This is a genomic window from Ruegeria arenilitoris (assembly GCF_013032855.1).
Taxonomy (GTDB): domain Bacteria; phylum Pseudomonadota; class Alphaproteobacteria; order Rhodobacterales; family Rhodobacteraceae; genus Ruegeria; species Ruegeria arenilitoris.
This window is the reverse complement of the sequence record NZ_WQDA01000003.1, coordinates 207,758-230,108: the sequence shown is the minus strand read 5'-3', so window position 1 is coordinate 230,108 and position 22,351 is coordinate 207,758. Positions and strand designations below refer to the sequence as shown.

The following is a 22,351-nucleotide window of genomic DNA, read 5'->3' as shown; positions in this document are numbered from 1 at the left end:
GATCAGTTGCCGTCCTTCAGACCCATCAGCGCAGCGGCAAACGGGTTGTCGGGATCAATCGCCTTTTCCTTTTTGGGCGGCCGGGACGAGAAGGTCTTGGCCCCTTGCGGCTTGCCACCCTTTTTGCCCTGCGGCTTGCCGCGACCATCCCGAGGCTTCCCGCCCGGTTTGCCCCGACCCTGCCGTTGGTCACCACGTGGCCCCCGGTTGGCCTGACGACCCCAGGTAAAGGTGTAGAACACCTCGACTTCGGGTTCGTCCGATGCCGGGTCTGCGGCCGTGGCCTCGGCTTCAACCTCAGTGCTGTCGGTAGCCTCGGCTGGCGCCTCGGCGGCGACGGCCACATCCGACTGCGCCTCTGCTTCGGCGGTCTCGGTCGGAGCTTCGGCAGTTGCCGCCGGTGGTTGCTCGGTCGGCTGAGCCGGCTTGATCTTGGTCCGTTCACCGCGCTCGGCCTTGTAGCCCAGCCCCTGCATCAGGTCGGCGAACTGTTCCAGCGTCATGCCGGTGATCGACAACATGTCCGCCTTGGCTTCGAAACCGCCCCGGCTGTCTTCGGCGCGCAGCATGTCGGCCAGACGCTCCAACATGTCGATACGGATCGAACGCTCGCCCGCATTGCGGTAGCCGCACATGGTGTCATAGCCCTCGGGCGCGCCCTTGGCGACGGGCACCGTCACCAAGCCCGGCGGCGGCGCTTCGGGAAACTCCTGAAGTCCATTTGCCAGGGCCCACAACACCAGACGCAGGCGCGTCGGGGCAGGTTTCAGCAAGAGTGGCATGAAGATGGTGAACTGGCCGAACCGGATGCCGTGCTTGCGCAGCGCGCCACGGGCGTCCTGGTCCAGGTCCTTGACCTCTTGTGCGACTCCGGCGCGTGGCAGGATGCCCAACGCCTCGACCATGCGGAAGGCAAATCCCTTGGCCAGCCCGGTCAATTCTTCGTCGCGCGACAGATTCAGCAGGGGCTCGAACAGCGCCGCGATCTTGCGGTCGATGAAATGTTGCAGGCGGCGCTGCACCTTCTGCTCGACCTCCGGCCCTGCGGCCTCGTCCACGAACACTTCGACCATCGGTTTGAGCGGTTCGGCCCCGGCAACCAGTTTGCCGACGGCATATTCGCCCCACATCAGGCCACCCTGATCGGTAAAATCAATTTCGGTATCGGGCGCATTGTAGAAGCGATCGGCACGCAGATGGAATTGCGGCGCGAGTGCTTGCAGTGAGGCCGATTTGAGCGCTTTCGCCTCGGTTCCCTGCGCGCTTTTGTCCGGGATGAACCGGAACCCTTCCAAACGACCGACGAATTCGCCTTCGACGGTCACTTCACCCTTGTCATTCACTTCGGCCAAAAGGGCCTCCTTCTGTTTGAGCCGGCGCAGCAGAACAGATGTACGCCGGTCCACAAATCTTTGCGTCAGACGTTCATGCAAAGCGTCTGACACCCTGTCTTCTACAGCGCGGGTTTCCGCGCGCCAATGGGATTCGTCGCGCACCCAGCCGTTTCGTTGCGCAACATATGTCCACGTGCGAATATATGCCAACCTTTTGGACAGTGCATCAATATCGCCGTCGGTTCTGTCGATCCGGCGGATCTGGCGCGCCAGAAAATCCTCGGGGATCGTGCCGCGTTCGTGCAGATGTCCGAAGATCGATTCGAGCAGGCTGGCATGTTCCGCATGGCTGATGCCTCGAAAATCGGGGATTCGGCAAACATCCCACAACAGGCGGATCGACGGACCATCGCTGGCACGGGCCGCAACCTCGGGCACCTGGGCCAGCGACTTGAGCGCGTTCAGGTCGTCGGCGGGCCGGGCCTTGACTAGGTGTTCGTTGTCCGGGCTGGCCTCGAGCGAGTCGATCAGCGCATCGACCGAGCCGAACCGTAAGGCAGCATTCCGCCAGTTCAGCTTTTTCATCGGCGTGAATCGGCTGTCCATGATGGCCTGCGCCACGCCTTCGTCCAGTGGCGATGCCTCGCCCGTCACGCCAAAGGTGCCATCCGACATGCCGCGCCCGGCGCGCCCGGCGATCTGGGCCAGTTCGTTCGGAGCCAGCGGCCGCATACGCCTGCCATCGAATTTGGACAGGGACGAAAACGCCACATGGTTCACATCGAGGTTCAGACCCATACCGATGGCATCGGTGGCGACCAGATAGTCGACCTCGCCATTCTGGTACAGCGCGACCTGCGCGTTCCGCGTGCGCGGACTGAGCGCGCCCATGACCACGGCCGCCCCACCCTTTTGCCGCCGCAGAAGCTCGGCAATGGCATAGACGTTCTCGACCGAGAACCCGACGATGGCACTGCGCGGGGGCATGCGGCTGATCTTCTTGGACCCGGTGTAGACCAGTTGCGACATCCGCTCGCGCCGGGCGAACTGCGCCTGCGGCACCAGCGCCGCGATCGGGCCGCGCATCGTGTCGGCACCCAGAAAAAGTGTCTCGTGCGTCCCACGCATCCGCAGCAGCCGGTCGGTAAAGACATGACCGCGCTCGGGGTCGGCGCACAGCTGGATTTCGTCGATGGCCACGAAATCGGTGCCCATCCCCTCGGGCATCGCCTCAACCGTGCAGACCCAGTATTGCGTGCGCGGCGGAACGATGCGTTCCTCGCCCGTTACTAAGGCCACCACCGAGGGGCCGCGGATGGCGACGATCTTGTCATAGACCTCGCGCGCAAGCAGCCGCAGCGGCAGGCCGATGACACCGGTCCGATGCCCCAACATGCGTTCGATGGCATAGTGGGTTTTTCCTGTGTTGGTCGGGCCAAGTACGGCCACGATTCGGGATGCCCCGTTCACCTTTGCCCCCTGCCCGGACCTTAAAGCGCCTTGCCCGCAATCTGCGGTTTCAGCCGATTCACGGCATTGGTTACTTCTTCGTGATGGGGATGTATAGCCAGCGCGCGGGAATAGGCGTCATAGGCCTGTTCCGGCTGACCCAACACTTCAAAGATCAGGCCAAGCCCGTAGATGGCTTCGTAATTGTTCGGGTTCAACGCAAGCGCGTGCTCAAGATCGGCGGCCGCCATGCCGAACCGCTCCAGCCCAAAAAACACGGAGGCGCGCACATGCCAACCTTCTGCGAAATCGGGCGCATGGTCTGTCAGTGCCGTCAGATGGTCCAACGCAGCTTCGACATTGCCATCGTCCAGTGCTTCGCGTCCGCGCTCAAGCAGCAGATCAGCCGAGGCAGACCCTGATTGCGACCACAGCGACTGCAGTTGCCGATCCAGACCGGCTGCCTGCTCGGGCGACGCTTCGGAAAGCTGCCGCAGCAGCTCGGCTTCGTCCCGCAAATCGGCCTGCTGCGCAATCCCAGTGGTGGAATACATGACTAGGAGGGCAAATGCCGCAACGGTACCTTTGAGATTGTTGATTGCAATGCTCATAACAATGATCAGTGTAGCGTTGCGACCGCGGATGTCCATTCACGGCGCACTAACAAATGAGGAAGACCATGAGCGACACTCTTGAAAAAGCGGCAGCCGCGCTGAACGAAAAACTGTCGGGTGGCGATTTCGATTCGTCGGCGAAATTCGCCATCGCCGACCTCGGCTCGATCGTGTTGGATGAAAACGGTGCGCGGGTCAGCGACGAGGACGCCGAAGTCACCCTGAGCGCCGACGCGGAAACGTTCGAGCAGATCCTCAGCGGTGAGCTGAACCCCACGGGTGCGTTCATGGCCGGCAAGCTGAGCGTCGACGGCGACATGGGTGTTGCCATGAAGCTTGCCTCGGTGCTGGCCTGATGGATTTGTCGCCGGCCCCGTTCTTTGAAGATGTGGCCGGCGGTCCCGCCGGCGGCGCCGCGCACTGGTTGACCACAAGCGACGGCACACGCATTCGCGTGGGCCACTGGCGCCCCGAAGGTGAGGCGACCGGGACGGTGATGATCTTTCCTGGCCGCACGGAATATATTGAAAAATATGGCAATGCAGCGGGTGAGTTCGTACAACGCGGCTTTGCCGTAGTTGCCGTGGATTGGCGCGGACAGGGTCTGGCTGACAGGTTGCTGGAAGATCCGCGCGTTGGCCATGTGGACAAGTTTACCGACTATCAGCAGGACGTGCGCGAAACGCTGAAACTGGCCGAGCAGCTTGGCCTGCCGAAACCTTGGCACGTGATCGGCCATTCGATGGGCGGCGCGATCGGGATGCGCGCGGTTCTGGAAACCGGCCTGTTTGCCTCTTGTGCCTTCACCGGTCCGATGTGGGGCATTTTCTTCACCCCACTCATGAAACCGCTCAGCCGTCTGACCGCCTATTGGGGGCCGCGGATCGGGCTGGGCGAAAAGACGCCTCCGACCACGTCACTGGAAAGCTATGTTCTGATCCAGCCTTTCGCGGGCAACGCACTGACCCGCGATCCCGGGATGTACCGGATGATGCAGGATCAGTTGAAAGCGCATCCCGAACTGGCCCTGGGTGCGCCGTCGACCATCTGGCTACGCGAGGCACTGGACGAATGCGCCTGGCTGATGGCGCAGACCGCCCCCGACATTCCCTGTCTGACCTATCTTGGCAGCCACGAGCAGATCGTGGACCGCAAGGCGATCCGGGCGCGCATGGCGAACTGGCCCAGCGGACGACTGGTCGAGATCCCCGACGGCGAACACGAGGTGATGATGGAACCGCCCGAGGTCCGCGGCCCGGTGTTCGAGGAGATGGCCGCGCATTTCTCGGCCGCCGCCAACGGGCAGACGCCCGAGCTTGCGATGACGCGCTGACACCTCGGCTGCTTGTGATCCGCGCGCCCTGCGCCTAGATGTGATCCAACGCAGACAATCGAGGTGTTCCATGCACGAGCTTCCCTTCCCCGTCCGAGACGCAAATGCCGGTGGCGGCGCCGACAACCTTGGCAACCTGCCGGAATGGAACCTGGACGATCTGTACAAGGGACAGGACGCGCCGGAACTGACACGCGATCTTGAGTGGCTGGAGCAGGAATGCGCGGCCTTCGCCGCCGACTACGAAGGCAAGCTGGCCGATCTGGATGCGCAGGGCCTGCTGACCTGTGTCCAGCGCAACGAAAAGATCAACGCCGTCGCCGGGCGCATCATGTCCTTTGCCGGGCTGCGTTATTACCAACTGACCACCGATGCCGAGCGCGCCAAGTTCCTGTCGGACATGCAGGAGAAGGTCACGCTGTTCACCACGCCGCTGGTGTTCTTCACGCTCGAGATCAACCGCATCGACGACGACGTGCTGGCCGCTCATTTCAAGGCCAACGCGGACTTGGCCCGGTACGAGCCCGTCTTCCGCCGCATCCGCGCGATGAAGCCCTATCAACTGTCGGACGAGCTGGAGAAATTCCTGCATGATCTGGGGGTGGTCGGCGACGCGTGGGAACGGCTGTTCGACGAAACCATCGCCGGGCTGACCTTTACCGTGAACGGTGAAGAGCTGAACATCGAAGGCACCCTGAACCTGCTGACCGAACAGGACCGGTCCAAACGCGAGGCCGCGGCCCGCGAACTGGCCCGCGTGTTCCAAGACAACGTCAAAACCTTTGCCCGCGTCCACAATACGCAGGCCAAGGAAAAGGAAATCATCGATCGCTGGCGCAAGATGCCGACCCCGCAGACCGCGCGGCACCTGGCGAACGATGTCGAACCCGAAGTGGTCGAAGCCCTGCGCGAGGCGGTGGTGGCCGCCTATCCCAAGCTCAGCCACCGGTATTACGAGCTCAAGCGCAAATGGTTGGGTCTGGATGTGATGCAGGTCTGGGACCGCAACGCGCCGCTGCCGATGGAAGACACCCGCACCGTGTCGTGGGAGGACGCCGAGAAGACCGTGATGGAGGCTTATGCCGCTTTCGATCCCCGCATGGCCGAGATTGCAGCACCGTTCTTTTCGAAAGGCTGGATCGACGCGGCGGTGAAACCGGGCAAGGCTCCGGGCGCCTTCGCGCACCCTACCGTGACCGAGGTGCATCCTTACGTGATGCTCAACTACCTGGGCAAACCGCGCGACGTGATGACGCTTGCGCACGAGTTGGGCCACGGCGTGCATCAGGTGTTGGCCGCCGGTCAGGGCGAGATGCTGTCCTCGACCCCCCTGACGCTGGCCGAAACTGCCAGCGTCTTCGGCGAGATGCTGACCTTCCGCAAGATGCTGGATCAGGCCGAAACGCCCGAGCAGCGCAAGGTTCTGCTGGCCGGCAAGGTCGAGGACATGATCAACACGGTGATCCGCCAGATCGCCTTCTACGACTTTGAATGCAAGCTGCACGCCGCCCGCCGCGAGGGCGAACTGACGCCGGACGACATCAATGCCTTGTGGATGAGCGTTCAGGCCGAAAGCCTTGGCCCGGCGTTTGAATTCATGGACGGGTACGAGACCTTCTGGGCCTATATCCCGCACTTTGTTCATTCGCCCTTCTATGTCTACGCCTATGCTTTCGGCGACGGGTTGGTGAACGCGCTCTACTCGGTCTATGAAAGCGGCGCGGACGGGTTCGAGGAAAAGTATTTCGAGATGCTCCGCGCGGGCGGCTCCAAACACCACAAAGAGCTGCTGGCCCCGTTCGGGCTGGATGCCAGCGACCCGAAATTCTGGGACAAGGGCCTGTCGATGATCTCGGGCATGATCGACGAGTTGGAGGCCCTGGAGGGGTGACAGACCCAACCGACAAGGGGCGTTGGCGGGCCATCAAGGACCGCCTGCGCCCTGTTCTCGCCCGGATCCGCCGCAATGTCCCGCGGGGGCTGCGGTTTGTCGTGGGACTTTTGTTGATCGTCGCAGGCGTCTTCGGCTTCCTTCCTGTTCTGGGGTTTTGGATGATCCCCTTGGGCATCATGGTTGCCGCCATGGACGTCAACCTGCTGCGGCGCTGGTGGCGCCGCCGATAACCCCGTTCCGGCTGTCGCCTAGTTTTTTCTGGTCGTGAGGAACACCGCGAATACGATCAATCCCGCCCCAATCGCAGCCATTGGGGTGATCGGTGCCCCCAGAAAAATTGCCGAATTGACGAAGGTGAACACCACCGAGGCGGCGAACAAAAGGGTCGCGGTCAACGTCGATACACGCGCGGCGGCCTCGTACCAAAGGTAGTAGGCCAACGCAGTCGGGAAAACGCCCAGCAAAACCAAAAACACCAAATCGCTGCCGGATGGCATCCGCAGTGCAAAAACGGACAGCGGAAGCAGAATCACGGCCGAGCACAGGAACACACCAAACAGGAAATTCAGACGCTCGGCCGTCGATTTCGACGCGCGCATGGCCCGACTGCTGGCGATCAGGAACACCGCCCAGCTGACCCCGGCCCCAATTTCCATCATATCCCCCAGAACCGGGTCCCCGCCGCCTTCGAAATCGCGGAAAACCGTAAGAAAGACCCCCAAGATGGCCAGAAGGGTCGCCAGAACATCGGTTTTTCCAACAGGGGTGTCGGCGAAGAAATACAAGAAAACCAGAACAAAGAACGGCGCGGTATTTTCCAACACCATCGCGCTGCCTGCACCGGTGTGTTCAAGCCCGATATGAAACAGAATATAGTTGATGACGGTCGCCAAAACCGCAAGACGGAAGTTCCAATCCCGGAGCTGAACGGAAACCGGCGCATTCATCGCACGCAACATGCCGTAGATGGCCAAAGCAGCTATGAACAGCCTGGTTGTGGCAATTTGCATGCCACCCAGATCTCCGGTCAGGTAGCGCACGATGACGCTGTGCGTGCCCCAAAGAAATGCGGCCATGAACCCAAGAAACAAGCCATTCTGAAAAAGGGAACCGCCGTCTTTGCCGGGCCCCTTCACTTGAGCTGGCTGTCCTTGGAGCCGCGCCGATTGATACCGCCGCGGGCCTTGAAAGCACCATCACGCTCTTGCTGGCAATCCAGGCACAGCTTGACCCCGGGGATCGCCAGTCGGCGCTTTTCGGGGATCGGTTCTTCGCACTCTGCACAATGGGTCAGGCTTTCACCGACCGGACGCTTTTTTGCCTGCATCCGTGCCAGCTCGTCTGAAATCGAAGCCTCGATCTGTTCACTTACAGCGCCGTCGCGCGCCCAGCCTCCGGCCATGGCCCCCTCCTGTTCAGGTGCTCACCAGTTTAGGCGTGGGGCGGCTGATCACGCAAGTCAGAGCGGCGTTGCGCCGTCTAACACTCGGTCGATCATCGCCTGCGTCCCGCGCGAGAATTCGAGCTGACACGGGTATTCGTCGCCCGCGCGAACGGACCGGCAAAACGCCTCGACCTGCAGCTTGTAGTGATCGTCGGCCGGGAAGCGCCGCACCAGAACCTCAAGCCCCGGGCGATGCAGCTCGACCCGGGCCTCGCCAAACACTCGCGCGTTGAACGGCGCGGTCAGGCGGATCAGGCCGCGCTCGCCGTGAAAGACCATTTCTTGATGCGGATGCATTCGGATCGAGACATAGGCCGAATAGGTAAAGCCGGGAAACTGCGCGCGGATTTCGGTGAACGCGTCGATGCCATCCTCCCAGCGGATGGCCGATTGCACGGTGTCCGGTTCCTGCCCCGTCGCAAAACGGGCCGACCCGATGACGTAGACACCGATGTCGCGCAGCCCGCCGCCGCCGGTTTCGGCGCGGTTGCGGATATTGCCTGTGTCCGCGCGGTTGTCGAAGCTGAATGCGCCCGTGACATGCACCAGATCTCCGATGGCGCCTTCGGCGATCAGGTCGCGCACATGCTGCCACTGCGGGTGGTGCACGATCATATAGGCCTCGGCCGCCAGCAGCCCGGTCTGGTCGCGCTTGTGGATCAGAGCGTCGAACTCCTCGGCGCGCATGGTCATCGGCTTTTCACACAGAACGTGCTTGCCAGCGTCCAGCGCTTTCAGACTCCATTCCACATGCAGGTGGTTCGGCAGAGGGATATAGACCGCCTCGATTTCGGGCGAAGCCAGCAGCGCGTCATAGTCGTCAAAGACCGTAAGGTCCGGGCAGAAGTCCTGGAATGGACCGGCTTTCGCCGGATCCGAAGTCGCCAAAGCAGACAAACGCGCGCCCGAGGCCGCATGGATCGCCGGACCCATGAACTGGCGTGCGAATTTCGCCGCCCCCAGAATGCCCCATTGAACCGGATTGTGCATGGTTTCCTCCGTATTTGACCATGTTCCGCGCTGAAATGTTTGCGCCAACATCTGTTGCGCCTTCTGTATCAGCCAAGCGACGCCAAGTCAGGCTTTTCTGTGCGCGGGACACCCGTAATCTGCACATGACAAACGGGAGGGACTAACGTGAGAAGATTTCTGAAATGGCTGGTAGGCCTCACGGCGGCTGTGGTCGTCATCGGGGCCGTGATATTTTTCGTGGTAGTGCCGCCATATGTCGAAAACGCGCGCAACAACGTGATCGACCACGACCCATATCCGGTGTCCGACACTGCCGCGGCTCTGCACGAAACCCTGATCGTGGGCGACCTGCACGCCGATCCGCTGTTGTGGAGCCGCGACCTGACCGAACGCGGAACCCGCGGCCAGGTGGACATTCCCCGGCTGATCGAAGGCAACGTGGCCCTGCAGGTGTTCACCGCCGTGACCAAATCGCCGGCAGGCCAGAATTACGAGGCAAACTCGGCCGAGGCGTTCGACAACATCACCCTGCTGGCCATCGGTCAGCTTTGGCCGCTGCGCACCTGGGACAGCTTGAATGAACGCGCGATTTATCAGGCCGAGAAACTGCATCGGTTCGAGGCCGCCTCAAGCGGACATCTCAAGGTCATCAAGACCCGCGCGGATCTGGATGCGGTGCTCGACGCCCGCGCGCGCGGCGAACAGGTCGTGGGTGGCATTCTGGGGATCGAAGGCGCCCATCCGCTGGAGGGCGATCTGGCCAATCTCGACCCGATATTCGAGGCGGGCCACAGGGTGTTCGGGCTTCAGCATTTCTTTGACAACGAACTGGGCGGCTCGCTTCACGGCACCGGGAACACGGGCCTGACCGAATTCGGGCGGCAGGTGGTGGCCGAATTGGCCAAGCGCCCGGTGGTGATCGACCTGGCCCATTCCAGCCCGCAAGTGGCGCGCGACGTGCTGGCCATGACCGACGAACCGCTGATCGTCAGCCATGGCGGTCTTCACGGGTTCTGCCCGGTCAAGCGCAACTATCCCGATGACCTGATGAAGGAAATCGCGGCGACCGGCGGTGTCATCGGGATGGGATACTGGGCCGACGTCACTTGCGGCGACATCGCCCCGGCGGGGATTGCCAAAATGATCAAGGCAGCCATCGAGACGGTCGGGGAAGATCATGTGGCACTGGGGTCCGACTATGACGGCTCGGTCGAGACCGCATTCGACACGTCGGAACTGGCGGCGCTGACCTCGGCCTTGTTGGACGAAGGCCTGACCGAAGCGCAGATCCGCAAGGTCATGGGCGAAAACATGGTACGGGTATTCCGCCAACAGCTGCAGTAGGACGTGGCGAATAAAAACGGCCCGGGTTTCCCCGGGCCGCTTGTTCATCGGATTGCCGTGATCAGGCGCTGGCCAGCATGCCCTTTTCACGCGCCAACTCACGCATCTTTTTCTGCAGCTTTTCAAAGGCGCGCACCTCGATCTGACGGATGCGTTCGCGGCTGACATTGTACTGCGTACTCAGTTCCTCGAGCGTCACGGGCTGATCCATCAACCGGCGCTGGGTCAGGATGTCCTTTTCGCGGTCGTTCAGGACGTCCAGCGCCTCGGTCAGCAACTCGCGGCGCACCTCAAGCTCTTCGCGGGCCTCATAGTCGCCGGCCTGGTCGGCATCTTCGTCTTCCAGCCAGTCCTGCCACTGCATGGTGCCTTCGCCCTCGGACCCGACCGTGGCGTTCAGCGACGCATCCCCACCCGACATGCGGCGGTTCATGCTGATGACCTCTTCTTCGGTCACGCCCAAGTCATTGGCGATCCGCTTGACATTGTCCGGGTGCAGGTCGCCCTCCTCCAACGCGCCAATCCGTGCTTTCGCCTTGCGCAGGTTGAAGAACAGCTTTTTCTGCGCCGAGGTGGTGCCCAGTTTCACCAGCGACCAGGATCTCAGAATGTATTCCTGGATCGAGGCGCGGATCCACCACATCGCATAGGTCGCCAGACGGAAGCCTTTTTCCGGATCGAACCGCTTGACGGCTTGCATCAGGCCCACATTGGCCTCGGAGATCACCTCGGCCTGCGGCAAACCATAGCCGCGATAGCCCATGGCGATCTTGGCGGCCAGTCGCAGATGCGATGTCACCATCTTGTGCGCCGCTTCGGTGTCCTGCTCTTCGACCCAACGTTTGGCCAGCATGTACTCCTCTTCCGGCTCCAGCAGCGGGAATTTGCGGATTTCCTGCAGATACCGGTTCAGCCCACCTTCTGGCGTAGGCACGGGGAGATTTTTGTAATTTGCCATGTATCACGTCCCTTGGACAAATGTTTACGCCCTTAACATGGATATGGGGCCACGTTCAGGACCATTCAAGAGCAGGTGTTAACAGTCTGGGATTAAGGAACGATAAAGGAAAGCTAAGAAAGTCTTAGTCACGAGACTTTGCAGGTTGTTTCAGAACCGAGATGAGTGCCTCGATATCTTGCGGCAATGCTGCCTCAAAACGCATTTCCTCGCCGGAGACGGGATGTACAAAGCCCAGGACAGCCGCGTGCAGGGCTTGGCGCGGGAACGCACGCACCGCCTCCGCAGCGTCTGCATCAAACGACCGGGCTGACAGTTTGCGCTTGCCGCCATAGACCGGGTCGCCCACCAAGCCGTGGCCCGTATGTGCCATGTGCACCCGGATCTGGTGGGTGCGCCCGGTTTCCAGCCAGCACTCGATCAATGATACCGCGCCGAGTTGTCCGAACACGTCAACGACGCGCGCACGCGTCACGGCATGGCGCCCGCCATGAAAAAGCACCGCCTGTTTCTGCCGGTCGTGCTTGTGCCGGGCCAGTTGCGTTGTGATGCGCATCACGTTGCCGGGCTCAAAACTCACGCCTTTGACACCGCGCAGCCGCGGATCATTGGCATCCGGAACGCCATAGCAGACCGCGCGATAGTAGCGCTCGACGCTGTGCGCCTCGAACTGGGCCGCCAGCCCCTGGTGGGCGGCGTCCGATTTGGCAACCACCAGCAACCCGCTGGTATCCTTGTCGATCCGGTGCACGATGCCCGGCCGCTTGACCCCGCCTACCCCCGACAATTCCTCGCCACAGTGGTGCAGCAGGGCGTTCACCAAAGTGCCGTTGGGCGATCCCGGTGCCGGGTGGACGACCATGCCCGCAGGCTTGTTGATCACGATCAGGTCAGCGTCTTCGTGCACGATGTCCAGCGGAATGTCCTCGGCCCCGATATGGCTCTCGTCCGCTTCGGAGACGGTTATGGACACAACGGCGCCTTCTGGCACTTTGGCTTTGGCGTCGAGCACGACCTTGCCGTCGACCAGAACCGCGCCCTCTTCGATCAGCCGGGCGAGCCGGGTACGCGACAGGCTTTCACCTGCTGGCACATCCCGCGAAAGCGCCTTATCAAGGCGGGGCGGCGGAGCGTCCGCGATAACGAAGTCTATTTGCCGGGTGCCCATGACTGTCCCTTCAGATCCCCAAGAACCGCAGGAAACGCCTCAGTTGCGCCTTCTGCGCCGCATGGTCATGCTGCTGACCGCGGTGATGATTGGCGGGGTTCTAGTGACATTCGCCTTGATTGTCATCCGTCTATCCGACCGGACCCCCACCCTGCCCGATCAGATCGAACTGCCCGACGGTGCAAAGGCCCAAGCCGTGACCATCGGAAACAACTGGTTCGCCGTGGTGACCGATGACAACCGCATCCTGATCTTCGACAAGACCACTGGGAAGCAACGACAGCAGATCTCGCTTGACTAGGCCTGTGGTGCCGCCAGCCTATTCACCCAAGGCCATTCTGAACACGATTTCTGCAGCCTGCTTGAACGCAACGATCTCGTCCGGCGCATCACGACGAAACCTGACTTCGTCCGGGCTCAGCCAGACCGGTTTGAACAGAGTGTCCCGGTCGGGAAAGAATTCAGCCCGAAATCCTTCGTCGGCTTCGGTCAAGTAGGTATCAAGCCATGCCCGTTCCTCGGGTTCCAGAACGTCGTGGCGCCGGAACATGATGGGTTCTTTGGGCACCTGACGACGCAGTTGGCGGCTACGCTTGCGCCCGATGGCTCGCGTGACGACGCCAAAGGCTTCACTTGCTGCACGGGACAGTGTTGGATTGGCAGGCTCACTGGCAACCTCCCCTCCGGGTCGCGACACGCCCAGTTTGTTCAGGAAGTCATCGACGATATTGCCATTCAACATTTCCTCGCGGTCATAGAGTGCCGGCACAACCGTTACACCCGGGAACGCTTTGCGGATTCGCGAAACCGCGCCGGATAAAGAAACCGAGTGAGGTTCGGCCTTGATCTTCGCCAGCCGGTCCCGAATCAAGGCTGAACCGTCGGCTGGCAAACGGCCATTTTTGGCCCGCTGCTTGTAATCCGCCTCAAAGAAATCGGAGTAGCGGCGGCAATAGAATACCACACGCATTTCGCGTGCGGGTATTTCGGTGAAGAGCTGCGCAAGCCGTTCCAGATCGGCCGAATAGAACATTTCCGACGACATCAGGCAGGCCTTGCTGCCATGTGCCTCGTACTCGCGCGCAACGGCCTCACGGTACTTGTCCATTGGTTCTGCGGACTGGTTCATGTGGAACGCCAACAGATTATGGCTGACCTTGGGGCGATCGTCCCCTTCCGGTCTGCGACGTCCGGCCTCCATGTATCTGAGCCCGGAATCCGACAAGGCCGACGCATTGTTGCGCAGATAGGACTGCAATGCCGTCGTCCCTGTCTTCGGCATCCCCAAATGCAACCACAGCATCAGGTTGCGCCTCGTGTAACGGTGTCGGCCTGCGCGGTCATCTGATGCATCAACTCCTGCATCTCGGACGTGCCCAGCAGTTCCGATATCTGTTTGCGGTGCAATTCGCAGGACTGGCGGTGCAGCCGGGCCGTTTCGGGGTCCGACATCAGGTCGTCGAAACAGTCCCGCTTGCGCGCGGCAATCGCATCGACCGATGTCTCGACCACCGCATTCTGGTTCATGATGTTCCAGTATTCCAGGCCTAGGCTGTCGCCCGTGTGATGAGCCCGTCCCCGCACTTTCTTGACCAAGTAGCTCTCGCAGGACTTCAGAGCGTAGTGGTTGAGCTGCACAAGGTCATACCCGACCGAGTCCCGCGCCGACCGCCAACTGCTTGTAAAATAACGCTCGGGCATTCGCTGGCCCGAACCATTGTACCAATGGCAGTCTTCCATGCGGTCGACCGTCGGACGTTTGGGGCGGTGAACACCGATCACATCCCACAAGTGCCGCTGGAACATCGTCTTCAATCCCCATGCCTGCGCCGGTCTGGGTTTGCGCTCGGGGGCAGCACGGCGGAATTGGTCGGACAGGAACCTGTCTTCGTATTGAACCACTCCGGCATTGCCGAACAAGCGCCATGTCATTGAAATCATCTTGGCATCCGGCACGGCATCAACCAATGATTTCAGCGTTTTGTCACCCGTCTTTACATTGATCTGCTCGTCGGCGTCGATCACGATCACCCAGTCTTCAGGCCCCGCGATGTCCATCTGCAAAAAGCGTTTGTACGCACGTTTCTGAGGGCTTGTTGCGCGGCGGGAATTGTTGTCCACATGGATCAGAACCCCGCGCTGGTCCAGCCGCTCGAGCAGCGCATCCGTCCCGTCCGTGCAGTCATTCGTCATCACGACCATCTGGTCGATGCCAATAGCCTGATTGTGTGCGACCCATTCCAGAACGAACGGGCCTTCGTTCTTCATCGGGGTAACGCTGACAAAGCGGAGGGGCTGATCGACCATTTTTGCCTCAATTTTTAGTGCCATGCAGGCCGGACGCGGGCACGCAAGACCAATGTTTGCCCGTCAAGGTAATTCCATTGCAGGCGGTGACCAAGCCGAAACCTTGGGCGTGTTTGTACACAGATGACCCTGAATGGTGCTGGATATCGTGAAAGGCCCGCATGTTACCCCTCTGCCCTTTTGAACTGGTTGGAAAACCGTTTGTAGGTTGGGCACAACGCCTTGGCCCGTTGCAGAAACACCTGCGCCCGCTGTTTTTCACCACGCTTCAGGCAAATCTGACCCGCGGCCCCTTGAATGGCGGCGGTGATGTCGTCCAGCTCGGCCGCGTGCAGGATCTGCGCCTCGGCCTGCTCTTCGGCGCCGATGCGCGCCAAGAGTTGCCCCATCGCGAAAACCAGAAACGCGTTGTCAGGGTCACAAGCCAGCGCCTCGGCCATTGTCAACCGCGCCTGTCGTCGGTCACCCGCATCCGCATAAAGCTCGGCAAGACGTTTGTGGTACAGGGGGTTGTCAGGGCACCGCAGAACCACGTCCCGGGCGGCATCAATTGCCGTCTCGACGGCAACCTCGCCCATGCGCCATTGCAGCAACGATGACAGGCTTTCCACAGCGGGGTCCTGTTCTGGCACGTCGTCGATCGCAGTCAGCCCGGCTCGCAAAGCTTGCAGGCGCGGACCGCTGTCCTGCAGCCGCCTGGCGCGCTGGTCCAGGGAAAGATCGGACCAATCAAGCAGGATCATGTCGAAATTGCAGGGCGCCCTCACGATCACCTTGTGCTGGACAAGGTACAGGTTGTTGAACGGCGGAAACCGACGTTGGCGCAACCTTCGCTGCAAGGCCCAATCCACAGGCGGAAACAGTCGAACGGGCAGTTGATCCCGGTACAGCATGCGCGAACCCAAAACCACGACATCGGGTCGCAACGGCTTGGCCCAAAACGCTTTTGCAAAATGACGCCCGGCAGCCCAGCGTTTCTTTCTGGCGCCAAGAATGGCCCCCCGCAACGCGGTCAGAACCGCGTGATCTTCGGGCCAAAGATGCGGGTTTTCCAACCCGTCCCGGGCCAGCTGCTCGCTTTCCTTCCACTTGCCCAGGTAGAACGCGTTCAACGCCTGCAACAGGGGCAGAAAAGCGTTGTCCGCCCCGGCATCGAGGATCGGCTGGCCCAGATCATAAGCCTCTTGGCACCGATCCTGGGCGCACAGATATTGCGCTGCCTTGGCATAGACATGGGCGGCCTCGGACGGGTTCAGAAACGTCTCGGGGCCTTGCGCCACGCGCCGGATTACGTTTTCGTTCGCCTCGTCCAGTTCGGCCTCGGTCAGGACATCGCGGAATACCAGTCTTTGCTGACCCGATATCCGTGCGGCCGCCATGGAAAAGGCCGAGATGAACGGAGCGATCACCTGCTCGGCCCGGGACATCGCGTAAAGCTCGAGAAAGTCGCGCTGCGCTCGGGTCATTCCCGACAGGTCCGCAATGTCGGACATCTGCATCAGGTTCGGGTAACGCTTTTGAAACCGCGCAATCAGCTCGGGCTGGTCCGAGAACATGATCGCGGGCCGGTCCTGCCTCTTGGAAAGATGCATATCGTAGAGTTCTTCCGGCTCGATCTTTGCGGGCCAGGTGGTGTGCTTCCAGGGCAGCGCGTTCAGGATGTCACCGCGCCGGATATGGTAGGCAGAAACGCCCTGCCCCGAAAGCCTTGCATCGGCAAGCTCCATGATGTGCCGGATTTGCGGAGTGAACCCGATACGGTGAATGAACTCGCGGTAGCGCGGGCGGACCGCCTCAATATCCTCCCAAGGAAAGGCAAGAACCTCGAATCCCTCTTCGACCAAGACCGAGCGGCCAGCGGCCAGATGCGCCATCAGCCGATCGGGCGTCGCGTCGCCCAAAAAGCTCCAGACCGGCAGCGCATTTTTCGACAGCCGATCGTGGGTTTTTTGATCCAGAAAGTGAGACTTGATCCATTCGGGATCGAACAGCTCTTCCGGGTTGTCCAGTTCGGGGGCATCGGCCCCCGGTGGAAACCAGTTGACCCGATAATCCGCGTCAAAATCCTCGGCCAGGCGTATGCAGGTCAGCATCATCAGCAGTCGGGCGCCCATGCGGTCCTTGCGCTGGCCGATGAACACGCCCCGTTTGGGCGTCATGACGCGTCCCCTGCCGCCATAGCCCGGCGCATGGCCCGGAACCGCAGGCGGGCGGCCATTACCAGCTTTGGGTGACGTTCTTCGCCCACGGCTTCAATACCGCGCATGTAGATCGGCAGTCTCCGTCGGGCACGCATCATCTTGTAGTACTCGGACGGCTCCAGGGTCCCACGCATCGCCTGCTGCATCACCGGCTTCAAAAGATTGAGTTTCCGCAGCATGGGTGCGGCGAAGTGGTTGGCGAACCAGGTTTTGAGAAGAACGACATTGCCGCCCTGCAGCCGTGTGACCTGTTGCCTGTCCAAGTCAAAGAACGGGTCGTAAAACACATAGGCCCGGGCGGCGGCCTGAACGGTTTCGACAGCGTCACTCAGCGGCAGATCCCAGTCCTGGACACGACCGAATCGATAGCGAGTTTCCCAAGGGACCCGCCGCTCGTCCAATGTGGTCTGAGGATTGAAAGCAATGACGATCGCACCCGGCACCAGTGCTGAGAAGGTCAACGCGGCGAACCCTCCCATGGACGCCCCGGCAAACACGACCTGATCGAACTTGTCAAAAAACCCCTCGCGCGCCTTGTCCTCGAAATAACCGATGATTTCGGGGTCGCGATACCATGCCTTTGTGCGTGCGATCACGCCCAGATGGGACCACCCCTCGTCCCGGAAAAACTTCCAGCCCCACGGCTCGCGGGCAAAGGACAGGTCATTGGCATTTGCAATATTGTCAAAACTGATGACCAGCCGCGCCGGGTCACGCTGGTGGAATAGAACCGAATGGCGGTCGAGCTTTTGCAGAAACCCCGTCCCGTCCCCGCCGGGATAAATCTCGACAAACCAAGGCGGAGGCGGATCGGTCAGAATGCGTTCATAGCCGGTCTTCCGATCCGGGTGATCAGGTTGCAGCTGCGCTTTGGTCAGATCGTCCGCCATGGCCGTCACACCAGATTGTCGGCCAGCCAAGACCGGAACTCCACCCAATCGGGGCGCAACTTGATCTCGGCTATCTTGGCGCGGTGCCAGTCGCAGGCCTGTTCGTGCAATTCACGCAGTTCGGGGTCCGATTTGAGTTCGTCAAGCAACGGTGCTGCACGCTGGGCGATCGGCTGGATCGAGGTGTCCTGAACCTTGTTTGCATTCATGTCCGACCAGTAGGATTGCCCCTGATCCACCTTTACGTGGTTGGTCCGCCCCCGGTCCCGCTTGATAAGAAAGCCATCCAGAGATCGAACGGAATAATGATGGAGCCGTCCGAAGGAATGGTCGAAATTCCGCCAAGCGCGCCAACCGACATTCTCGGCCGGAAACAGATTTCCGCCCGCGTCCGACCATGCGACCTCGGCCTCTTTGCCCTCTTCAATGCCCTTGGGTCTGTGCGGTCCGAACCGAGTGAACTTGCCATTGTTCCGAAACAGCGTTTTCAGACCATATGCGCGACCCGAATGATAGGGAAACTCCTGATCGGCCATGCAAAATGACCGTGTCACGGGCGTGTCGTCAAAACTGATATTGCCCGACGTCCCAAACAACCGCCATGCGAACGAAATGGCGTCCACCGATTGTCCTGCCTTCTGTTCGACGGCATCAATCAAGGCCGCGAAGCTGTTGTCGCCGCATCGAATGTTCCAAAACTCATCGACATCAAGGCACATCAGCCAATCGGCTTCTTTGACCCTAGGATGTCGCCGTGCCCGCCGGAGCATCTGGTGCTGGGGGTTTCCACCCTCAGGCACAGCATTCGGGACGTGGGATGCCAAACCCATCTGCTCAAGCCGTTGTGCAATTCTATCGGTACCGTCCTCACAGTCATTGGTGAAGATCACAAAATGATCGACGCCCAAAGTCCGATGAAACGCGACCCACTCCAGCATGTAGGGGCCTTCGTTTTTCATCGTCGTGAATACGGTAATGGTCTGAGACATTTACGCCTGTTCCCGAACTGCCTTTGACCTTCTTCTTACACAAAGCGCACCAATGCTGCGAGGGTCGAATTCCGTACGGGGGAATGTCTGGGCCCACTGGTGCACCGCTACACGTGTAACCGACCTTCGGACGCAAGCGCCCTAAGCACCACGGAAGCAGACGACAGGTCCCATCTGGAGTCGATTGCCCTCTCAAATAATCCCAGAATTTTGGGTTACGGCGTAAAAGGGACCAGTAAAAACCAAACTAATTCCGCCAGTTGCACCGCAAATCTCTTGCGACCGGCCTCGTTAATCCCAACCCTACTAACGGAAAAACAGCGCACGTCAAAAGCGGCGGACGAGCAGTCTTGTCGAGGGGAGATGGTACCGCCTCCCTGGCTTGAACAGGGGACCTCTGGATCCACAATCCAGCGCTCTAACCAACTGAGCTAAGGCGGCACTCGTGAGGGGCGATTTAACGAACGCGTTCGGGGATTGCAAGAGCCTTAAAGTCGAATTGACCAGCTTTGTTCGATGAGATCGACGCCGAAGGAATGAACCGGTTTGCTGTCGGTCAGGCGCCATCCATACGCTTGGTACAGCTTGCAGGCAGCCCTGTGGCTTTCGTGGGTCCACAACACCATCGACGCATAGCCCGCGGATCGTGCAAAATCCATGCATGTCATCAAAAGCCGCGCCCCAAGTCCCCTGCCCCGCGCGTCGGGTTCCAGCAAAAAAAGCCGCAGTTTGGCGGTAGTTTCATCCTGCGCGACACAGAAAATACTACCAAGGCGCTTTCCGTCACTTTCAACGATCCATCCCCTCTCGCGTTGGGGATCATGCCCGGCGACAAATTCGTCCAGAATACGGGCCACCAGCGGAGCGAAGCTCTCGTCAAATCCTTCATCCCGCGCGTAAAGTGTTCCGTGGCGCTCGACCAGCCAATCGCGGTCATCTTCGCGAAACGGCCGGATCTCAGCATTGTCCCCTTGCAGCATCGGCCACACACTCCGCTTGATTCCCATTGCGTTGCAGGCTAGCAGAAACGCTCAGTCCCCGGAGGCGAGAATGGGCATCAATACCGAACGTGACATCGAAGCGAACCTTCAGATCGGTCCGACCGACCATGGAATGGTACGCCTGTTCATCGAGGCGGGCGAGCTGGAAATCCCCATGGATTTCGACCCGGAAGAAGCCGAGGAAATCGCCGACGAGATCCGCGCCGCAGCACAAGCGGCACGCGCCGTCAAAGGCTGAAATCAAAGCCGCGGATCACGCAGGCCGTGCAACCGTCGCGCGGCGTCCATGGCAAATTTCTGGATCATCTTTTTGCGTCTTGCCCCGGCCAACTTGGTCTCGGGGGACATGCGGATAATCTCGGCGTCATAAGCATCCGCAATGATAAGTCCGGTTTCAGCGGGCAGCAGCTCGGTGGGAAAGTCCGTGTCCACCGCCCAGAAGAAGCGGTCGCACCAATCCAGATAACCCTGCCACTTCGAATCGGACATATAGTCGGCCCGGCTTGACTTGCACTCGATCACCCAAAGCTCGCCCTTTGGCCCCAACCCCATGACGTCAACGCGCAACCCGCGGGTCGGGACGAATTCCTCAATCGAAACAAAGCCGTGCGTCACAAGGTGCCGAGAGACACCCCTGGCCAGTCTTTGTCCGGGCTGAAGTTCAACTGTCATGCGCAGAGTGTGAACAATTAGTGAACAAATTGTCAAGTTGGCAGGTTTTGATCATCATCCCGGATCTGACCCGGCCCGCATGCCCAAGATTTGCCCCTACAATCAACTTCCGCACGACCCAGACCAAAAACTGTTGAGCATGCCCCTTGTGCAACTGAGTGTTGCGCCCTACTTAGGCGCTTGGCGGGTTCTGCCCTTCTCGTGACTGGTAGCATTCCGGTGGCCTTAAGCAATTCCGAGGGAGCTGGCTCTGTTCGGGTCCTGGCCCGTTTACCTGGCGCCCACCTGTACATACAGGTCCTCGGGAATCAAAACCGCACGGTTGCCTGGTGGTCCCGCCGCCTTCTGATCAGGGGATTTCTTGCGGATCGACCCGTGCGAAGGTTTCGTCATCCAGAGCAAAATCATAAAGCCTGCGCCCGTTCCATTGCGGCATATAGCAGTCAAACATCCTGTTTTTTTGATCCGGCAGGCTTGGCACAGTCAAATCTGCCGCTGGCAGGTTGAATCCAAACGTCAACATCTGGGCGTCCGTGTACCGTGCAGATGCCTGCCTGACCGCATGATGCAACAGTACGTGTTCGACATGCCCGTATTCGCCAACTCGGTTGTGAGTGATGACGGTTGTCGGCGCGAACTGCTTCATCAACGCATAGGCGGATCCGGATAACAGTCCAAACAACGGATGGCGGCGCAGTGGCCGGACGATTTCAGGTTCTGGCATGCCATCGCCGGTTGGCATGCGAATAAAACGGCGCAGCCTTGGATAATCACTTTCGACCGCAAAGGGCAGTTGCACCCGGGTGGCACCAATCAGGTCGCACACCTGTTGCATCGCGGCCTCGCGCGTATTGGTGTCTCGACGGTTGGATGCAGGCCGGAAAAAGCTTGCAACGACAACTTCGGCACGCTCCTTGAGATGCGCCAGAAGTGAGCCGGCAAACAGCGTTTCATCATCCTGATGGCACACGCACACGAGAATGCGCTGATGGGCAAGCCCGTCCAGGCTGAGTGCGTTGCGCGCCACGCCCGGACCAGTCTCCAAAAGGCCGAAATTCGCGCTGTGCAGGGTTTCCGGTCCAATCAGGTTGACCGGCCGCGCGCGCCCTTGCTGGACCAAACGGGCCGAGCTTGTCTGCACATGGCCATTTCGGTTGTCTCCCTGAATCAAGTAGCATCTGTCAGCCAGGCCAGACCAGACCGCATCCAGCTCGGCGACCCTGCTGTTCTTCTGCGCATCCAAGTGCAACAGGTCGATCGGGCCGAACGGCCCATCCTGAACCGCATGCTCAAGCCCTTCGATCGCTGGCCTGAGGTAGAACTTCACGCGATCCGGGAAACGGTTTTCGAACCATCGGAATGCGATCGGCACGTAGATGTCGACCGGCGGCCACGAGGCGCGCAAACGCTGCCCAAGGTCGATGCCGATATACTTCAAACCGGGGTTCGAGTGCAGCGCCAACAGACCCGCGTGGCCGCCCGCCACTCCGACCTCGGCAAAGCAATTGCTTTCCTGTGCCAGCCGGTGAAGGGTACGCCGTTTCGGCTCCATCGATGGCGCGAGGTCGGATTTGTGAAAGTTTTCTTGCATGTGTGCATAGCACACGTTTCCATTGATCGCGACTGGCTCGCCTGCTTGTTTCAGCCCGTCCGTAATCGCCTGATTCAAACTTGACAGATCATCCAGAAACGCCGGCGAATTGATGACGTCTTCATAACTTGGCTTGGTCAAGGAAACGGTCTTTCATGGACAATACGATACGCTTGCGCATCAAATGTCA

At 60.3% G+C, this 22,351-nt stretch carries 23 protein-coding genes and 1 tRNA gene; 8 read left to right on the top strand and 16 right to left on the bottom strand.

Annotation, left to right across the window (positions count from 1 at the left end):
• Positions 1-2: 2 nt before the first annotated feature.
• Together GOW72_RS11310 and GOW72_RS11305 are read right to left on the bottom strand one after the other, a co-directional pair.
• A complete protein-coding gene (locus GOW72_RS11310; RefSeq protein WP_170366925.1) occupies positions 3-2,804 on the bottom strand; it encodes a helicase-related protein in 2,802 nt (933 codons plus the stop codon).
• Positions 2,805-2,824: 20 nt separating this feature from the next.
• Positions 2,825-3,394 carry a tetratricopeptide repeat protein gene (locus GOW72_RS11305; RefSeq protein ID WP_244952403.1) on the bottom strand — a complete coding sequence of 190 codons (570 nt, stop codon included), beginning with the start codon at positions 3,392-3,394 and terminating at the stop codon, positions 2,825-2,827.
• Between the two features lie 68 nt (positions 3,395-3,462).
• Between GOW72_RS11305 and GOW72_RS11300 the strand changes: the two genes are divergently transcribed.
• From GOW72_RS11300 to GOW72_RS11285, 4 genes are all read left to right on the top strand, one after another.
• A complete protein-coding gene (locus GOW72_RS11300; RefSeq protein ID WP_093961784.1) occupies positions 3,463-3,753 on the top strand; it encodes an SCP2 sterol-binding domain-containing protein in 291 nt (96 codons plus the stop codon).
• On the top strand, positions 3,753-4,730 hold the full coding sequence (locus tag GOW72_RS11295) for an alpha/beta hydrolase (RefSeq protein WP_170366923.1): 978 nt from the start codon (positions 3,753-3,755) through the stop codon (positions 4,728-4,730). The genes GOW72_RS11300 and GOW72_RS11295 overlap by 1 nt, the downstream gene beginning before the upstream one ends.
• A 70-nt stretch (positions 4,731-4,800) precedes the next feature.
• Positions 4,801-6,621 (top strand): M3 family oligoendopeptidase, encoded by a 1,821-nt coding sequence (locus GOW72_RS11290; RefSeq protein ID WP_170366922.1) that lies wholly within the window; start codon positions 4,801-4,803, stop codon positions 6,619-6,621.
• Positions 6,618-6,854 (top strand): hypothetical protein, encoded by a 237-nt coding sequence (locus GOW72_RS11285; RefSeq protein WP_170339106.1) that lies wholly within the window; start codon positions 6,618-6,620, stop codon positions 6,852-6,854. Before GOW72_RS11290 ends, GOW72_RS11285 begins: the two co-directional genes overlap by 4 nt.
• 18 nt (positions 6,855-6,872) lie before the next feature.
• On the opposite strand, the gene GOW72_RS11280 is transcribed toward GOW72_RS11285, so the two are convergent.
• From GOW72_RS11280 to GOW72_RS11270, 3 genes are read right to left on the bottom strand one after another with little or no spacing between them, the layout of a single operon-like run.
• Positions 6,873-7,760, bottom strand: a complete 888-nt coding sequence (locus tag GOW72_RS11280) for a DMT family transporter (RefSeq protein ID WP_342355375.1) — start codon at positions 7,758-7,760, stop codon at positions 6,873-6,875.
• Positions 7,757-8,026, bottom strand: coding sequence for a DksA/TraR family C4-type zinc finger protein (locus GOW72_RS11275; protein WP_093961778.1), 270 nt, complete (start codon positions 8,024-8,026; stop codon positions 7,757-7,759). The genes GOW72_RS11280 and GOW72_RS11275 overlap by 4 nt, the downstream gene beginning before the upstream one ends.
• A 57-nt stretch (positions 8,027-8,083) precedes the next feature.
• Positions 8,084-9,058 (bottom strand): Gfo/Idh/MocA family protein, encoded by a 975-nt coding sequence (locus GOW72_RS11270; RefSeq protein ID WP_170366921.1) that lies wholly within the window; start codon positions 9,056-9,058, stop codon positions 8,084-8,086.
• A gap of 147 nt (positions 9,059-9,205) precedes the next feature.
• On the opposite strand from GOW72_RS11270, the gene GOW72_RS11265 reads away from it, so the two are divergent.
• The gene (locus GOW72_RS11265) at positions 9,206-10,384 is read left to right on the top strand and encodes a membrane dipeptidase (protein ID WP_170366920.1); all 1,179 of its coding nucleotides are present in this window, start codon (positions 9,206-9,208) and stop codon (positions 10,382-10,384) included.
• Between the two features lie 61 nt (positions 10,385-10,445).
• On the opposite strand, the gene rpoH is transcribed toward GOW72_RS11265, so the two are convergent.
• A complete protein-coding gene (rpoH, locus tag GOW72_RS11260) occupies positions 10,446-11,342 on the bottom strand; it encodes an RNA polymerase sigma factor RpoH (RefSeq protein WP_170366919.1) in 897 nt (298 codons plus the stop codon).
• Between the two features lie 124 nt (positions 11,343-11,466).
• A complete protein-coding gene (locus GOW72_RS11255; RefSeq protein ID WP_170366918.1) occupies positions 11,467-12,510 on the bottom strand; it encodes an RluA family pseudouridine synthase in 1,044 nt (347 codons plus the stop codon).
• Here GOW72_RS11255 and GOW72_RS11250 point away from each other — a divergent pair.
• Positions 12,509-12,811, top strand: a complete 303-nt coding sequence (locus GOW72_RS11250; protein WP_093961773.1) for a DUF6476 family protein — start codon at positions 12,509-12,511, stop codon at positions 12,809-12,811. The genes GOW72_RS11255 and GOW72_RS11250 overlap by 2 nt on opposite strands.
• Positions 12,812-12,829: 18 nt before the next feature.
• Here GOW72_RS11250 and GOW72_RS11245 read toward each other — a convergent pair whose 3' ends face one another.
• From GOW72_RS11245 to GOW72_RS11215, 7 genes are all read right to left on the bottom strand, one after another.
• A complete protein-coding gene (locus GOW72_RS11245) occupies positions 12,830-13,813 on the bottom strand; it encodes a hypothetical protein (RefSeq protein WP_170366917.1) in 984 nt (327 codons plus the stop codon).
• Positions 13,813-14,841, bottom strand: coding sequence for a glycosyltransferase family 2 protein (locus GOW72_RS11240; protein ID WP_244952402.1), 1,029 nt, complete (start codon positions 14,839-14,841; stop codon positions 13,813-13,815). The genes GOW72_RS11245 and GOW72_RS11240 overlap by 1 nt, the downstream gene beginning before the upstream one ends.
• Before the next feature lie 140 nt (positions 14,842-14,981).
• The gene (locus tag GOW72_RS11235) at positions 14,982-16,976 is read right to left on the bottom strand and encodes a tetratricopeptide repeat protein (protein WP_170366916.1); all 1,995 of its coding nucleotides are present in this window, start codon (positions 16,974-16,976) and stop codon (positions 14,982-14,984) included.
• A complete protein-coding gene (locus tag GOW72_RS11230) occupies positions 16,973-17,908 on the bottom strand; it encodes a hypothetical protein (RefSeq protein ID WP_170366915.1) in 936 nt (311 codons plus the stop codon). Before GOW72_RS11230 ends, GOW72_RS11235 begins: the two co-directional genes overlap by 4 nt.
• Positions 17,909-17,913: 5 nt before the next feature.
• The gene (locus GOW72_RS11225; RefSeq protein WP_170366914.1) at positions 17,914-18,897 is read right to left on the bottom strand and encodes a glycosyltransferase family 2 protein; all 984 of its coding nucleotides are present in this window, start codon (positions 18,895-18,897) and stop codon (positions 17,914-17,916) included.
• 364 nt (positions 18,898-19,261) lie between these two features.
• Positions 19,262-19,338, bottom strand: a tRNA-His gene (locus GOW72_RS11220).
• Positions 19,339-19,385: 47 nt separating this feature from the next.
• Complete coding sequence (locus GOW72_RS11215) at positions 19,386-19,877, bottom strand: GNAT family N-acetyltransferase (RefSeq protein ID WP_170340075.1); 492 nt, start codon at positions 19,875-19,877, stop codon at positions 19,386-19,388.
• A gap of 70 nt (positions 19,878-19,947) precedes the next feature.
• Here GOW72_RS11215 and GOW72_RS11210 point away from each other — a divergent pair, with 70 nt between their 5' ends.
• On the top strand, positions 19,948-20,136 hold the full coding sequence (locus GOW72_RS11210; RefSeq protein WP_093961768.1) for a DUF6324 family protein: 189 nt from the start codon (positions 19,948-19,950) through the stop codon (positions 20,134-20,136).
• A 2-nt stretch (positions 20,137-20,138) separates the two neighbouring features.
• Here the strand turns inward: GOW72_RS11210 and GOW72_RS11205 are convergent, their stop codons facing one another.
• Positions 20,139-20,570, bottom strand: coding sequence for an MmcB family DNA repair protein (locus GOW72_RS11205; protein ID WP_170357518.1), 432 nt, complete (start codon positions 20,568-20,570; stop codon positions 20,139-20,141).
• A 349-nt stretch (positions 20,571-20,919) separates the two neighbouring features.
• The gene (locus GOW72_RS11200) at positions 20,920-21,711 is read right to left on the bottom strand and encodes a PIG-L family deacetylase (RefSeq protein WP_170366913.1); all 792 of its coding nucleotides are present in this window, start codon (positions 21,709-21,711) and stop codon (positions 20,920-20,922) included.
• Here GOW72_RS11200 and GOW72_RS11195 point away from each other — a divergent pair, their 5' ends adjacent.
• Entirely contained in the window at positions 21,712-22,245 is a 534-nt protein-coding gene (locus tag GOW72_RS11195) for a hypothetical protein (RefSeq protein ID WP_170366912.1), read from the top strand.
• The last annotated feature ends 106 nt before the right edge of the window (positions 22,246-22,351 follow it).

Excerpts from the sequence above, each read along its gene's own strand:
- GOW72_RS11305 (WP_244952403.1), bottom strand. The coding sequence starts at position 3,394 with ATGAGCATTGCAATCAACAATCTCAAAGGTACCGTTGCGGCATTTGCC.
- GOW72_RS11300 (WP_093961784.1), top strand. The coding sequence starts at position 3,463 with ATGAGCGACACTCTTGAAAAAGCGGCAGCCGCGCTGAACGAAAAACTG.
- GOW72_RS11295 (WP_170366923.1), top strand. The coding sequence starts at position 3,753 with ATGGATTTGTCGCCGGCCCCGTTCTTTGAAGATGTGGCCGGCGGTCCC.
- GOW72_RS11290 (WP_170366922.1), top strand. The coding sequence starts at position 4,801 with ATGCACGAGCTTCCCTTCCCCGTCCGAGACGCAAATGCCGGTGGCGGC.
- GOW72_RS11275 (WP_093961778.1), bottom strand. The coding sequence starts at position 8,026 with ATGGCCGGAGGCTGGGCGCGCGACGGCGCTGTAAGTGAACAGATCGAG.
- GOW72_RS11270 (WP_170366921.1), bottom strand. The coding sequence starts at position 9,058 with ATGCACAATCCGGTTCAATGGGGCATTCTGGGGGCGGCGAAATTCGCA.
- rpoH (WP_170366919.1), bottom strand. The coding sequence starts at position 11,342 with ATGGCAAATTACAAAAATCTCCCCGTGCCTACGCCAGAAGGTGGGCTG.
- GOW72_RS11250 (WP_093961773.1), top strand. The coding sequence starts at position 12,509 with ATGACTGTCCCTTCAGATCCCCAAGAACCGCAGGAAACGCCTCAGTTG.
- GOW72_RS11255 (WP_170366918.1), bottom strand. The coding sequence starts at position 12,510 with ATGGGCACCCGGCAAATAGACTTCGTTATCGCGGACGCTCCGCCGCCC.
- GOW72_RS11245 (WP_170366917.1), bottom strand. The coding sequence starts at position 13,813 with ATGCTGTGGTTGCATTTGGGGATGCCGAAGACAGGGACGACGGCATTG.
- GOW72_RS11240 (WP_244952402.1), bottom strand. The coding sequence starts at position 14,841 with ATGGCACTAAAAATTGAGGCAAAAATGGTCGATCAGCCCCTCCGCTTT.
- GOW72_RS11235 (WP_170366916.1), bottom strand. The coding sequence starts at position 16,976 with ATGACGCCCAAACGGGGCGTGTTCATCGGCCAGCGCAAGGACCGCATG.
- GOW72_RS11230 (WP_170366915.1), bottom strand. The coding sequence starts at position 17,908 with ATGGCGGACGATCTGACCAAAGCGCAGCTGCAACCTGATCACCCGGAT.
- GOW72_RS11225 (WP_170366914.1), bottom strand. The coding sequence starts at position 18,897 with ATGTCTCAGACCATTACCGTATTCACGACGATGAAAAACGAAGGCCCC.
- GOW72_RS11215 (WP_170340075.1), bottom strand. The coding sequence starts at position 19,877 with ATGCTGCAAGGGGACAATGCTGAGATCCGGCCGTTTCGCGAAGATGAC.
- GOW72_RS11210 (WP_093961768.1), top strand. The coding sequence starts at position 19,948 with ATGGGCATCAATACCGAACGTGACATCGAAGCGAACCTTCAGATCGGT.
- GOW72_RS11205 (WP_170357518.1), bottom strand. The coding sequence starts at position 20,570 with ATGACAGTTGAACTTCAGCCCGGACAAAGACTGGCCAGGGGTGTCTCT.
- GOW72_RS11195 (WP_170366912.1), top strand. The coding sequence starts at position 21,712 with ATGGCCATTTCGGTTGTCTCCCTGAATCAAGTAGCATCTGTCAGCCAG.